Raw genomic sequence first — 13,659 nt, forward strand, 5'->3', positions numbered from 1 at the left:
CGATGCGCACAACGGTGCACGCTCGCGGCCAGAACGTAACCGCCGATCAGCGCTTGCTGTACTGCGGCGCCTTGCGGGCCTTCTTCAGACCGTACTTCTTGCGCTCGGTCGCACGCGGGTCACGGGTCAAGAAGCCCGCCTTCTTCAGCGGCGGCCGGTCCTCGGGCTGCGCGACGATCAACGCCCGCGCGATCGCCAGACGCAGCGCGCCGGCCTGCCCGGAGGGGCCACCGCCGTCGAGGTGGGCGAAGATGTCGAAGCTCTCCAGCCGGTCCACCAGCACCAGCGGCGCCTTGATCAGCTGTTGGTGCACCTTGTTGGGGAAGTAGTTCTCCAGGGTGCGACCGTCCAGGTCGAACTTGCCGGTGCCGGGCACCAGCCGCACCCGCACCACGGCCTCCTTGCGGCGGCCGACGGTCTGGATCGGACGCTCCAGGTATACCGGCTCGGGCGCCACAGCCTCGGGGACCTCGGCAACGGCTTCGGTGATTTCGGTTTCCACCGTCTCGGTCATTGGGCCACCTGCTTGATCTCGTACGGAACCGGCTGCTGAGCGGCGTGGGGATGCTCCGGACCGGCGTAGACGTGCAGCTTGCGCTGGATCTGACGGCCCAGTTTGTTGTGCGGGATCATCCCGAGGATCGCCTTCTCGACCACGCGGTCGGGACGGCTCTGCATCAGCTCGCCGATCGTGCGCTTGCGCAGACCGCCGGGATAACCCGAGTGGCGGTAGGCCAGCTTGTTCTGCAGCTTGTCGCCGCTGATGGCGACCTTGTCGGCGTTGATGATGATGACGAAATCGCCACCATCGACATTCGGCGTGAACGTCGGCTTGTGCTTGCCGCGCAGCAGGGTGGCTGCCGCGACGGCGAGACGGCCGAGCACCACGTCCGTGGCATCGATGACGTACCACGACCGCGTGGTGTCACCTGCCTTCGGCGCGTAGGTAGGCACAGCGCTCCTCTTCTCGGGTTGAATCCCGGTGGGTGACCGGGTGTCGGTCCGGCGTGGACGGCTGGGGTTCTCGGCGACCGACATTGACCCGAGACCCGTACGTACCGCACGCCAACGTGGCAGCTTACCGGCGGGCATCAGCGCAGGTCAAAACGGCCGGTATTCGCCGAGACGTAAACCATCGCCACACTTCGCGGCGTGTCGTCGCAGCTGGTTGCGTGTCGCGGCGCCGCGGTGGGAGCGATCGTGACCGGGTGGTCTCGAGGGCTCCCCTCCCTCGAGACCACCCAGCCGGCTTGCAGGAGCCTCAGCGACCCCACGCCGCGGCGGCCCGGCGGTCGGCCGCGGCCACCTCAGCGGCGCCGTCGCGCACCGCGTTGCCCAGCACAAACAGAATGTTGGTGAGTGCGGCGGCCGCCTGATGCCATTTGAGCTGCTCGGCGCGGTACGCGCCGGCGGCTTCCCGGGTCCATGCCTCGTGCAATGGGGCCAGCTGCGCGCGCAAATCCTCCAGCTCGGCGTTGAAGCGCGCCGACGTGGTGTGAATCTCCTGGCGGACCGAGTACTCGATCTCGTCGAAGTTGTAGGCCAGCGCCTGGTCCATCGCTATCCCTCTCCTCACAGACTCTCGCCCGCGGCGGCGATGCGGCGGGAATGGTGGTGGGCGGCATCGCGCAGGGTCGCCTCGTTGCAACGGATGCTTTCGGCGATGCCGTGCAGCGAGCGGATCAGCTGCGCCGACTCGGCGTCCCAGCGCTCCATGACATCGTGGAACCGACCGGCCGCCAGGCCTCCCCATACCGTGGGCGGCACACTGCGCATCCGCCCGACAAATCCCTGCAGCATCGCCCGCATCTCGTCGCTGCGGGTGTCGATGGTCGCGGCCACCGCGCGCATCATGGCGAAATCGGTGCTGAGTGCGTGTGCTCCGGATACGTTGGCCCCGGTCGGTGCGGACACGTGCGTCCCCTCTCGCTGATATCCATGTTCGACGACGGTGCGCCTCGTTTGGTTCCCTCACTTCACGGTGTGCGCCGAGCGCACCGCCTGCTCGCAGGCCTCGTCCACGGTGTCGTCGGCGCCGGTGGGGCCCTGGCAGCCGATGCTGATCCGCACGTCGTCGTCGAGCACGATCGACCAGCGGATGTCGTGGCCGGTGCGCACTTCGCGGTAGGTCACCACCGGCCGGCCCGCCCGCTGCGCGGCGGGGGTGAAGTCGACGAAGACGCCGGGCGGCTGGTCGTCCAGTGCGCGCCGCAGCGCGGCGGCGGTGGCGTCCAAGGTCTCGTCGAGCACCGATGATTGCGTCACATGCAACGCCACCTGCGGGTTCGACGGCGACGTCAGCACCAGCCGCGCCGAGCCCGGCCCGGCGGTGACGCGCTGCACCGGCCACTGCGACGGAACCTGCACCGCGATCCGTCCCTCGACCAGGAAGGTCGTCGGCGTCGCCGTAGTAGACGGGGTGGTCGAGGCGACCGGGGAGGTGTCAGGACGGATACCGGACACCCACAACAGGCCGGTCGGCAACAGCGCGGCGGCCCACATCCAGCTGCGACGCGACGCGGATCGCCATCGCGGCGCCGGGATGCCGGGCGCGACGGCCGGCGCTTTCGCGGGCCGCGCCAACCGTGCCAACCGGGCGTCGTCGACGAGGTCGACGCCCAGGTCGGCGGCGCGTAGTCGGTCGGCGATCATCCGCGCCAGCGTCGGCGCCCCGCCGACGGTGCTGGGCGCGTCGACCACGACGGTGCGGCAGCGGCCCGATGTCAGCGACACCGCACGCCGGGCAGCCGCGGCCGCGACCTGCTGCGGGTCTCCGCGTCGCGGTTCGGCGTGCACCGCGTCGCCGGTAACGACGACCACCAGCCGCGGGCCGATCTCCACCACGACCGTGGTGGGGGCGTCGGTCCCGGCCAGCAGCGACGCCCGGTTTCGGGTGACGACGTGGTCGGCGACGGTGCGTGCGGCGGCTTGCACCCGGGCGATCCGTGCGGTGGCCCATCCGCTCGGGTGAACGATGACCAGCGAGCCCGCATCTCGCGACCCGCCCAGCAATGTCCGCAGCAGGGTGGACCACAGCGCGTCGACCGACACCGGTTGATCACCGATGAGCGTCACCGGATCGTCCAATCCGTCCAGCGCCGCGGCCACCGTCTCACGCTGCAGCGCGCCCCGATTCGGGGCGCCGCAATCCAACCGGCGAATGGTTGCGGGCCCGGCCTCGATCACCGCCGCCGTCACGGGGGTGGGCTCCAGCCGACCTGGATGTGTTGGGCGCCGGCGCGGGTGATCAAGGTGCCGCGTCCCGGCGGCTGGGCCGTCGGGCGCACGGCGCCGATCAGCGGGCCGTCCTCGGGGCTGCCGCTGAGTATCAGTCCCATCGCCCCCAGGTCGCGCAGCCCGGCCAGCAGGGGTTCGAACATGGCCCTGGCGGCGCCGCCGGTGCGGCGGGCGATCACGACGTGCAGTCCGAGATCACCGGCATACGGCAGGAATTCGACGATCGCCGCCAGTTGCTGCTCGCCGCCGGCGACCACCACGTCGTAGTCGTCGATCACCAGGTAGATCTCCGGCCCGGACCACCAGGATCTGGCCCGCAATTGCTGCGGGCTGACCTGCGGTCCGGGCATCCGTTGCCGCAGCACTCCGAGCAGGCCGGGCAGCAGCTCGGTCAGGGCGGCAGCCGACGCCGCATATCCTCCCCGCTGTTCATCCCCGATCACGCCGAGCAGGGTGCGCCGGTAGTCGACGACGACCACCTGCGCCGCCTCGGCGGTCCGGGTGATCTCGGCGCACAGGGTGCGCAACACCGATGTCTTGCCGCTGCCGGTGTCGCCGAACACCAGCAGGTGCGGTTGTCGATCGAAATCGATTGCCGCCGGTTTGAGTTCACGCTCGCCGAGTCCGACCAGGACCCGCGTGCGCAGGTCCGCGTCCGCCACCCGCAGCACGCTGGACTGCTCGACCCCCTCCGGCAGCATCCGCACCGGCGGTGCGTGGTGACCGTCGCCGCGGCGCTGCGCCACGTCGGCGAGCGCATCGAAAGGCGCGGCGATCAGCATGTGCAACCCGTCCTCGGTCAGCCCGCGTCCCGGGATACCGATCGGGACGTGTTGGGCACGCCGCCGGTTCACCTCGGAATCGGCGGGATCCCCGAGCCGCAACTCGATGCGGGTGCCGATCTGATCCTTCAGCGCCGGCCGGAGATCGGCCCATCGCCCGGCGGACAGCGCCACGTGCACCCCGAACGACAGGGCGTGACCGGCCAGCGCGGTGATCGATGCCTCCAGCAGGTCGAAGTCGTGACGCAGCCGGGCCCATCCGTCGATGACCAGGAAGACGTCGCCGAACTGCTCGCCCGCGCACCGGGGGTCACGGTTCGCCAACAGCCGCCGGTAGTCGGCCATGGAACTGATCCCCAGCATCCGGAACCGGGATTCACGGCGAGTGATCAGTGTTTCCAATTCAGCGAGGGTGCGGCTGACCAGATCGGGTTGGGTCATCGCCACCACCGCACCCACGTGCGGCAGCGCCGCGAGCGCCGCCAGCGCTCCTCCACCGAAATCCAGGCAGTAGAACTGCACCTGGCGGGGAGTGTGGGTGGCGGCCAACGCGGTGATCACCGTGCACAGTGCGGTGGATTTGCCCGCTTGTGGACCACCGACCACCGCGACATTGCCGGCGGCTGCGGAAAGGTCGATGAGCAGCGGGGTGCGGCGCTGTTCGAGTGGCCGATCGACGACACCGATCGGGATACGCAGCACTGCAGCCGAGTTCGGTGCGCCCAGCAGCGTTCCCAGCTCCGGTGCCTGCCCCAACGGGGGCAGCCACACCTGACGGGCGGGCGTGCCGTGTCCGGCCAGCCGGCCCACGACGGTCTGCAGCACGGTCGCCGTCTCAGCCGGCGCCGACGCGGCGCGCCGCCCGCGCGGGTCGGCACTGAACAGCTGCGGGCGGGGATCGACGGCCGCCGCGGCCGGACCCGAAACGTAGGCGGCCTGAAACCGGATCACCTCGCCCGTCGCCGACCGCAGATATCCGGCTCCGGGCGAGGCGGGCAGTTCGTAGGCGTCCGAGGACCCCAGCACGATCCGTGACTCGCCGGCGGACAGGGTTTTCAGACAGATCCGGTACGACAGATGCGACTCCAGACCGCGTAGCCTTCCTTCGTCGACGCGCTGGCTGGCCAGCAGCAGGTGCATCCCGAGCGACCGGCCGAGTCGACCGATGGCGACGAACATGTCGACGAAGTCGGGGTGCTGGCTGAGCAATTCGGAGAATTCGTCGACGATGATGAACAGCGCGGGCAGTGGAACCGCCGCGGTTCCGGCCCGGTGGGCGTCGCGGTAGCCCGCCACGCTGACGCACCCGGCCGCCCGCAGCAATTCCTGGCGCCGGGTCATCTCCCCGACCAGTGCGTCGTGCATTCGCGCCACCAACGGTTCTTCGTCGGCAAGGTTCGTGATGACGGCGGCGACATGCCGGATCCCTTCCAGTCCGAGAAACGTGGCGCCGCCCTTGAAATCGATCAGCACCAGGTTCAACTCGTCGGGGGCGTGCCGCGCGAGCATGCCCAAGACGATGGTCCGCAGCAGCTCCGACTTGCCCGATCCGGTAGCCCCGACACACAGCCCGTGCGGCCCCGTCCCGCCCTCGGCGGCCTCTTTGATGTCCAGGCCGACCGGGGCGCCAGCCGCCGTGGTACCGATTATCGCGCGGAGCCGATCGCGGTCATTTCGCCGATGCCACACCGCAACCGGGTCGAACTGCGCGGGATCACCGATTCCGGCCAGGTCCGCCCACCGCGCTGGGTGCTCGCGGTTCCGGCCCCTGCCGTGGCCGGCCAGCCGCCGGGCGAACACCAGCGCTTCCACCTGGCTCAGCCGGTCCGGTCGGGCCAGGACGACCCCGTCGCGTTGCCGTAGCTCCCCCGCGCTCATGATCAGCCGCGGCCCCGGTGTCGCGAACCGCTCGCATCGAGTGCCGACCTCCAGGATGGTCACATCCCCGCTCAGCACGGGTTTTCCGTCGACCACGTCGCCGTCGATCACTATCACCGCATGCGGCGGCTGCAGGCCTGTCAACGCGTCCTGAGCGCACCTCAGGGTCGGGTATCTCAGCAGATCCGATCCTGAACTGTCTGCCGCTACCGGATACTGGTGGTGCGGAAGCCATTTCAGCCACTCCCACTGTTCTGCTGCGGCGCTGTCCAACACTGCGATCACGCACAGTTGATCGGGGCTGTACCGCAGCGCGAGCTGGCAGACCATCGCCCGCAGCAGCCCTCGGACAGCGGCCGGATCTCCGTCCACGGTCACCGGTGCGCCCAACGCGATGGTGACCGGTACGTCGGTGAGCTCTGCGTGAGCTTGGATGAACCGCCGGACCGCCGTGGCCGTGACCGGATCCGCTCGTTCCTGCGGCGCCATCGGCGGGGCCACCAGCACGGTATCCAGCGGTGCGGCGCCCACGCCGACCCGGACGCGTCCGCACTGCGAGCCGGTGTCGCACCGCGACCCCACCCCCGTCCAGAGTGCCTCCGGGTCGGGGTGGTCGTTGATCAGCGACGCCCGCTGTGCGGCCGCCGTTGCGGTTACCGAGCGGCGCAGACCACTGAGATAGTCCAGGTAGCCGCGACGGTCGGCGTCCAGATCGGTTCGGCGACCGGAGATCACCGTCACGCACGCCGACCCCAGCATCATCACCGGGAACGCCACGAGCATCGGGTTGCGCGGTGTTGCCGACCCCGACCGGTACAGCGCGGCGGCCATGCCGGTCATCAGCACCGCGATCGCGACCGGCATCAGTCGCGACCACCAGGCTGTGGATGCCGGCTGAGCAACCGCCGGCGGTGCGGCAACTTCGATGGTCATGGTGGCGTCACGGTAGGCAGAGCCGGCAACGCCGACAAGTCAGCTGTGGATTACCGCGCACCGGAGGCCGGGCGGCGCGGCTAGCGTGCGGTAGGTAACCGGGTGAAAGGGACTAGCAGTGGCTGACTTCAACCCTGCGGTGCGCCGGGTGGCGGTGTACGCCGATGGTGTCGGCGTCGACGTCTCGCTGCCCGCTGCCCTGCCGGTCGCGGCACTGATGCCCTCACTTGTCGACATCCTCACCGCCCACGGCTACCGGCCCGCCGAGCCGAACCCGATGCCGTACCGGCTCGCGCTTCCGGGCGCCGCGGCTTTGGATACGTCGATGACGCTGGCGCAGCTGCAGATCCGAGACGGCAGCGTGCTGCTGTTGACCCGTGCATCCCTCGAGCCGCCTCGCCCGGTGCTCGATGATGCCGCCGAAGCGGTCGCGGACGCGATCGCCGCGGCCGGACGACCCGCCACCCCGGGAACCTCCGTGATCTGCCGTTGGTTGGCGGCAAGTGGGCTGGCCGCAATGGCAGCGCTCATGCTGTTGTGCGCCGGGCTCCTGACCCACAGCGCGAGGCCGGTCAGCGCGGCGATCGCCGCCGGCATCGGCTGTGTCGCACTGATCTGCGCCACGGGCGCCGACCGAACACGTCATGATGGTGCCGAAAGCGTCGCCTTCGCGCTGTGGGCGACTGGATTCGCCGGTGTCGCGGGATTTCTGACGGTGCCCGCGGGACCGGGCGCCCCGAATGTGTTGCTGGCAAGCGTGGCCGTGGCGACGGTGTCGGTGCTGGGTTTGCGACTGGTCAGCCGCGAAGCGGGTGCGATATCCGCGTTGACGGCGTTGACGGCGGTCGCCACGCTCAGCGCCGTCGCCGCCACGGCCGGCGTTCTGAGCCACGTGTCCACATCCCGGCTGTGTGCGGCCACGGCCGCAGTATCGCTGGGAGCCTTGCAGGTCTCGACGCGGGTGGCAGTCAGCTGGGCGGGGTTGGCTCCACGCGCACCCGACGATTCCCCACCCGATCGGCTGGATGGGCGTGCCCGTCGCGCCACCGGCACGCTGACCGGTCTGGTCCTGGGCACGTCGACGACATCCACGCTGGGGGCCGTGGGCGCGGCCGTCATGGCTCGCGCCGGGATCGCCGTCGCCGTGGTCGTCGGATCGGTGCTGCTGTTGCGGGCACGCGCGCATACCGATCGGGTCCAGGCGTTCGCGCTCGTCATCGGCGGCGGGATGGCCCTCGCCACCGGAACCGTGGCGCTGGCGATCAGGACACATCCGCATCCGCTGATGAATTGCGTTGCGGCGCTGATCCTGTCCGCGGCGGCCTGGTGCTACTGCCGTCGCTCCTTTCCGGTGTCCCCCGTCGCATGGCGGGCAGTTCAGAACGTGGAGTATCTGGCGCTCGTCATGATCGCGCCGCTGACCTGCTGGATGTGCGGCGTGTTCGGGGCCGCACGCGGCCTGGCCCTATGACGCGGTGGGCCGCCCGGCTACCCCGCATCTTCGCCGCCGCGGCGCTGGGACTGGTGCAGTGTTCACCACCGCCGGTGTACGCGGTGTCGCCGCCCGCGATCGACGATGCCCGGCTTCCCGCACCGGTGCCACCGGCTCCGGCGCAGCCCACCGTGCAACGCGAGGTGTGCACTGTTCCGGCGTTCGACCCGCAGCGTCTGCAGCGGCCTCGGCAGCTCGACAGCATTGACCTGCCGGCGATCTGGGGGCTGACCCGCGGCCGCGGCCAACGCGTCGCGGTCATCGACACCGGGGTGTCCCCGCATCGGCGGTTGCCCCGGCTGATTGCCGGGGGCGACTACGTGTCCGGCGGCGACGGCACCCAGGACTGCGACGGACACGGCACGGTGGTGGCGGGAATCATCGCCGCGACCGCAGATCCGGCCGGCTCAGACGGATTCAGTGGCATCGCACCGGAAGCGACCGTCATTGCTATACGCCAGGCCAGTACCAAATTCGGTCGGGTCGGCGATTCGTCGAACACCGGCATCGGCGATGTCGACACCATGGCGAAGGCCGTCCGCACGGCAGCCGATCTGGGTGTTTCGGTGATCAACATTTCGACGGTGGCATGTGTGCCGGCCGGGTCGATGCTCGACGATCGGGCGTTGGGTGCCGCACTGGCGTACGCGGTGAATGTCAAGGACGCGGTGGTCGTCGCGGCCGCCGGCAACAGCGATGGGGCCTGCCCGCGACAGTCTGCCGAAACAACGTGGGATACCTCGGCGGTGGCGGTCAGTCCGGCTTGGTACGACGAGTTCGTTCTGACGGTCGGCTCGGTGACCGTCGACGGTGCCCCCTCCGCGTTCACCCTGCCCGGTCCGTGGGTCGACGTCGCCGCGCCCGGTGAAGCGGTGCTGTCGCTGAGCCCGGTCGGTGACGCGTTGGCCAATGCTGTCGGGGACCGGGCCGCTCAGGCGATCACCGGAACCAGCTATGCGGCTCCGGTGGTCAGCGGGCTGGCAGCGCTGATCCGGTCCCGGTTCCCGGCACTGAGCGCCCGGCAGGTGATGGGCCGGATCGAATCCACCGCACACCACCCGCCCGACGGCTGGAATCCGGTCGTCGGCAACGGGGTGATCGATGTCGCGGCGGCGGTCGACTCCGGTGCACCGGCGGCGGCCGCCACCGCGCAACATGACCCGGCGGTCACGCCGGCGCCCGCACCGGATCCGGTGGATCGGCGGCCGCCCCAGACAGCGATCACCGGTGCCGCACTGTGTGCGGCGGTGCTGGTGCTGGCCTTAGCCGGTGCCCGGTTTCGACGGCCGGCCGGCGGGCTGATCCACCACATCGCGGGCGAGTAGTGCGCGCTGCCTGCTCAACTCGGGTCCCTGCGGCAACGCCGCCAGCACCGGCCAGGGAGCTGGGGTGGCAGCGTCCGGCAAGCCGAGGCTGCGCGCCGCGTCGTCGCCGCGGACCGCGAACCGGACCCCGGTGTCCGTGATGAGATACGGCGCATCGGCGGCCCGCGCGTAGGCGCTGTGCCCGGGCGGAAGATGCACCGCATCCAGCAGCGGGCCGCTGCCGTCCGCCTGCGCCAATGCGGTCGGCGCCTGTCCGGCCGGCACCGGCAGTTCGGTACCGGCCTGCGCTGTGATCTCGGTGCGGCCGACAGTCGGGTGCCTCCACGTCACGCACAGCACGGCGAGTGCCGAGAGATCCACCGGCACCGACTGATCGGGAAACCCGGTGATTGGCAACGGGTTCACCGTCGGGCTGGATCGTAGGCTGTCGGGCGCCACCGAGATCACCTCACGGCCGCCTCGGGTATCGGCCAGCCGAATCAGGTCTGCCGTCACCTGCCCCACGCGTTGCACGCCATCGCTGAGCACGACGTCGTACTCGTCGCCGGCGGCGGTGGGCACCCGCACCACGGCGCCGGTCGGGATCCGGGGCAGCCGGCTGGGTCGGCCGGCGCCGGGGATCAACGGGGCGACGATCGGCGTCGCCTCGGCGAGCGCATCCAGTAGCAGTCGCGAAACCGGGTGTGGCGCTATCCCGTCCAGGTGCAGTGCACGCACGGCCGCCGGATCCGCGAGACTCACCAACGACCGGTGCCCGCCGTGAATCAGGTAGGTCGACTTCCCGGAATCCGCGGTGACCAACGCCGTGTGCGGCGCGTCCAGCATCGTCGATTCGGATGGCGGCTGGATGGGCCCGATCAGCACCGACGTGCTTGCCACCGACCCGCTGTCGCACACCGTCCACACTGCCTCCTCGGCGGGCAGCGGCGGCAGCAGCACCCCGGGTGCGCCCGGAATACCCAGCATCGGACCGCGTGTGGCCCGCCCGATGTCCGCCTCACCGACTGCGCGTGGCGCCGCGTCGGTCTGAGCGATCAACCGCGCCGAGGCCAGATTCAGCACCGGGTGCAGGGTTTCGCCGACACGCACGTACAGCGCACCGGAGTGCGCGCCCATGACGATCGGGACGCCGTCCAATCCGGGCTGCGGTCGTACCACGGCCAGCATTCCGCAACCCGCGGCCACCAACGCCGCTGTCAGGCAGCCCGCCGCCAACGACTGGGCGCGGGCCGGGCGGGCAACACTCAGGTCGGCGCCCAGCAGCGCATCCTCGGTGCGGCGCCGCAGGAAGCGGTAACTGCTGACCTGCAGGCGCGGGGTTGCTGCCACCGACTCACGGTAGGCCCCGGAAGCCCGGGCACGACGCCGTCAATCCACAGGCGTTAGTTGCCGCAGAGCTTCCAGCCGCCCTCGCGCACCAGGTGCCACACCAGCGGACCGGAGCCGTTGCGGTCGGCCAGCACGATCGGCACATACGCACTATCGCCCGCCAGGTTCACGGCCGTTACCGCAATCTGGATGGGTGCACTGTCGTTGTATGCGCCCTGCACGTCGCCGACCGAGAACGTCGCCTGCTTCGCCGCGCAGTACAGCCTGCGCTGCGCGCCCCAGTTCTGCGAGTTGAAGGCAACCACCGACGCCTGGATCACCTGGCGTATCGCGGCCTCGTCGGAGGCCCGGTCGGGCACCGGGTTCGGTGCTGCCACCGGAGCGGGCGGCGGTGGAGGCGGTGGTTCGATGGGCTCCAACGTCGGGGCCGTGGGGTCGGCCACAGCCGGCCCGCAGATCAGCACCCCGGCGCCGAGCACGGCTGCCGACAACGCCGGACACCATCCGCCGTGACCCGCCCGATCCGCTATCCACAGATCTTCCAGCTGCCTTCGCGCACCAGGTGGTACGGCGTGGTGACCGTGAAGCGGTCGCTCATCACGGTTGTCGCGGTTGCGTTGTCTCCGTTGATCGCAACGGCTGTGACCGTCGTCTGCATCGGCCCCCGCTCGGCACGCTGGTTCTTGATCTGATCGATGTTGAAACTCCCGCGCCGGGCCGAGCAGAGCTGGGCCAGGAACACGTCCCAGTTCTCTGCGTTGTAGGCGCCCGTCGACGTTTGCACGACCTGGCGGACGCCGGACTCGTCAGAGCCGGCATTCGACGCGGCCGGCGCCGGCGCAGCCCTGGGCGGGGGTGCCGGGGCGGGAGGTTCCAGCGAGCCCAGCGTCGGTTCGGTGGGGTCCGCCACGGCGGGCGCACACCACGTCAACGAAGCGGCGACCGCCAGCGCACCCAGGTAGCCAGCAAACGTCCGCAGCGACGAATTCACCCTCATCCTCCCGGCGGCATCGAACCCGCACTGAGCGCGGCGAATCCGGTCCTCAGGCATCCTAACAGCAGACACGCCGCCCAAATGCCACGAATCTGGGCTGCCTCATGACCGGCGAAACCACCCCCGCCGGCGCCGCCAGCAACCGTTGTTCCGCCGTCGGGGCCGGTTGCCGGTACTATTTTCCTGTGCGAATCGACCAGTTCAGCCCACTGAGGTGGGGCGCCATGGGTGCGTTGACGCTGCTGACCGCCGGCGCCGCGGTCATCGCCCCGATCATGGCGTCCTCGGTTATGCCGGTGGCGGCAGCCGATGACTGCCCGGACGCGGAGATCATCTTCGCCCGCGGCACCAGCGAACCGCCCGGCATCGGCCGGGTCGGTGAGGCGTTCGTCGACGCGGTGCGCGCACAGTCCCCCGGCACCAACGTCGGGGTGTACGCGGTGAACTACGCCGCCAGCCGCCTGCAATTGCACGGCGGCGACGGGGCCAACGACGCGATCAACCGGGTCAAGGACATGGCCGGCAGGTGCCCGAACACCAAGCTGGTGCTGGGTGGCTACTCGCAGGGCGCGTCGGTGGTCGACATCGTCGCCGGAGTGCCGATCGGCGGCATCGGGTTCGGCGCCCCCCTGCCCCCCGAGTACGTGGACAACATCGCGGCGGTCGCCACGTTCGGCAACGTGGCCGACCGGTCGGGCAGCCCGATTTCCAGCCAGAGTGCGCTGTTGGGCTCCAAGGCAATCGACATGTGCAACCCCGGCGACCCGATCTGTCACGCGGGACCCGGCAACGACTGGAGTGACCACACCGACGGCTACATTCCCAGCTACACGAACCAGGCGGCGGCGTTCGTCGCACCACGGATCGCCGTCGGCCCCCAGCACCTGCCGGCGCCGCAGGTCCCGGGGCTGGCTGCGCCACAGCCTCCGGGCAACTGAGCCGGATTCCCCACCCACGAACGGGAATCATTTAGTTTCGCTAATATCAACCCGATGAACACCCGGATCCGATTCGTCGCAGTCGCCGCGCTGGCTTTGTTGCTGCTGACCGGCTTACCCACCGGCATGCCCTCGGCGGCTGCCGCGTCGTGCCCCGCGTCGGAGCTGGTGTTCGCCCGGGGCCGCATCGAGCCGCCCGGCCCCGGCAAGATCGGTAACGCGCTCATCGGCGCGCTGCGATCGAGGGTCTCCAACATCGGGATGTACGCGGTCAAGTACGCCGCCGATACCGACCCCGACCGCGGCGCCCAGGACATGAGCGGGCACATCCAGTACATGATCAACAGCTGCCCCAACACCCGTCTGGTGCTGGGCGGGTATTCCCTGGGCGCGGCGGCAACCGACCTGGTGCTCGCGTCTCCCGTCCCGGTGTTCGGGTTCACCAACCTGCTGCCGCCCGGCGCCGACCAGCACATCGCGGCGGTAGCGCTGTTCGGCAACGGCAGCGCGTGGGCGGGCCCGATCACCGGGCTCAGTCCGCTCTACGGCGAGCGCACCATCGAGCTGTGTCATGGCGCCGACCCGATCTGTAACCCGGCCGACCCCAATACCTGGGCCGACAACTGGCCTCAGCATCTGGCCGACGCTTATATCAACGCCGGGATGGTCAATCAGGCCGCCGACTTCGTGGCCGGTCGGCTGTAGCGGCTGCGCGGCTCGCCGAACGTGTACTCAGCACCAGATTTCGGCG

General features: G+C 70.1%; 13 protein-coding genes. 4 read left to right on the top strand and 9 right to left on the bottom strand.

What is annotated here, in order from left to right:
• Positions 1–46 precede the first annotated feature (46 nt).
• The 6 genes from rpsI to eccCa form a co-directional block, all read right to left on the bottom strand.
• Positions 47–514, bottom strand: a complete 468-nt coding sequence (gene rpsI / locus AC5Y36_RS12295; protein WP_500041181.1) for a 30S ribosomal protein S9 — start codon at positions 512–514, stop codon at positions 47–49.
• On the bottom strand, positions 511–954 hold the full coding sequence (gene rplM, locus AC5Y36_RS12300) for a 50S ribosomal protein L13 (RefSeq protein ID WP_500041182.1): 444 nt from the start codon (positions 952–954) through the stop codon (positions 511–513). The genes rpsI and rplM overlap by 4 nt, the downstream gene beginning before the upstream one ends.
• A 307-nt stretch (positions 955–1,261) precedes the next feature.
• Positions 1,262–1,558: a WXG100 family type VII secretion target gene (locus AC5Y36_RS12305; protein ID WP_500041183.1), complete on the bottom strand. Its 297-nt coding sequence runs from the start codon at positions 1,556–1,558 to the stop codon at positions 1,262–1,264.
• Between the two features lie 14 nt (positions 1,559–1,572).
• A complete protein-coding gene (locus tag AC5Y36_RS12310; RefSeq protein WP_500041184.1) occupies positions 1,573–1,914 on the bottom strand; it encodes a WXG100 family type VII secretion target in 342 nt (113 codons plus the stop codon).
• Positions 1,915–1,971: 57 nt separating this feature from the next.
• Complete coding sequence (locus AC5Y36_RS12315; RefSeq protein WP_500041185.1) at positions 1,972–3,198, bottom strand: type VII secretion-associated protein; 1,227 nt, start codon at positions 3,196–3,198, stop codon at positions 1,972–1,974.
• The gene (gene eccCa, locus AC5Y36_RS12320; RefSeq protein ID WP_500041186.1) at positions 3,195–6,830 is read right to left on the bottom strand and encodes a type VII secretion protein EccCa; all 3,636 of its coding nucleotides are present in this window, start codon (positions 6,828–6,830) and stop codon (positions 3,195–3,197) included. Before eccCa ends, AC5Y36_RS12315 begins: the two co-directional genes overlap by 4 nt.
• A gap of 118 nt (positions 6,831–6,948) precedes the next feature.
• Between eccCa and eccD the strand changes: the two genes are divergently transcribed.
• Both eccD and mycP read left to right on the top strand, forming a co-directional pair.
• Positions 6,949–8,301 (top strand): type VII secretion integral membrane protein EccD, encoded by a 1,353-nt coding sequence (gene eccD / locus AC5Y36_RS12325; protein WP_500041187.1) that lies wholly within the window; start codon positions 6,949–6,951, stop codon positions 8,299–8,301.
• A complete protein-coding gene (gene mycP / locus AC5Y36_RS12330; protein ID WP_500041188.1) occupies positions 8,298–9,647 on the top strand; it encodes a type VII secretion-associated serine protease mycosin in 1,350 nt (449 codons plus the stop codon). The genes eccD and mycP overlap by 4 nt, the downstream gene beginning before the upstream one ends.
• Here mycP and eccB read toward each other — a convergent pair.
• The 3 genes from eccB to AC5Y36_RS12345 are packed head-to-tail and all read right to left on the bottom strand — an operon-like array spanning position 9,585 to position 11,967.
• On the bottom strand, positions 9,585–10,976 hold the full coding sequence (gene eccB, locus AC5Y36_RS12335) for a type VII secretion protein EccB (RefSeq protein WP_500041189.1): 1,392 nt from the start codon (positions 10,974–10,976) through the stop codon (positions 9,585–9,587). The genes mycP and eccB overlap by 63 nt on opposite strands.
• Before the next feature lie 53 nt (positions 10,977–11,029).
• On the bottom strand, positions 11,030–11,467 hold the full coding sequence (locus AC5Y36_RS12340) for an Rv0361 family membrane protein (RefSeq protein ID WP_500041190.1): 438 nt from the start codon (positions 11,465–11,467) through the stop codon (positions 11,030–11,032).
• Between the two features lie 35 nt (positions 11,468–11,502).
• Positions 11,503–11,967 carry an Rv0361 family membrane protein gene (locus AC5Y36_RS12345; RefSeq protein ID WP_500041191.1) on the bottom strand — a complete coding sequence of 155 codons (465 nt, stop codon included), beginning with the start codon at positions 11,965–11,967 and terminating at the stop codon, positions 11,503–11,505.
• Positions 11,968–12,194: 227 nt separating this feature from the next.
• Here AC5Y36_RS12345 and AC5Y36_RS12350 point away from each other — a divergent pair, with 227 nt between their 5' ends.
• Together AC5Y36_RS12350 and AC5Y36_RS12355 are read left to right on the top strand one after the other, a co-directional pair.
• Complete coding sequence (locus AC5Y36_RS12350) at positions 12,195–12,908, top strand: cutinase family protein (protein WP_500041200.1); 714 nt, start codon at positions 12,195–12,197, stop codon at positions 12,906–12,908.
• A gap of 45 nt (positions 12,909–12,953) precedes the next feature.
• Entirely contained in the window at positions 12,954–13,613 is a 660-nt protein-coding gene (locus AC5Y36_RS12355) for a cutinase family protein (protein WP_500041201.1), read from the top strand.
• The last annotated feature ends 46 nt before the right edge of the window (positions 13,614–13,659 follow it).

The organism is Mycobacterium sp. NGS50 (genome assembly GCF_059812545.1).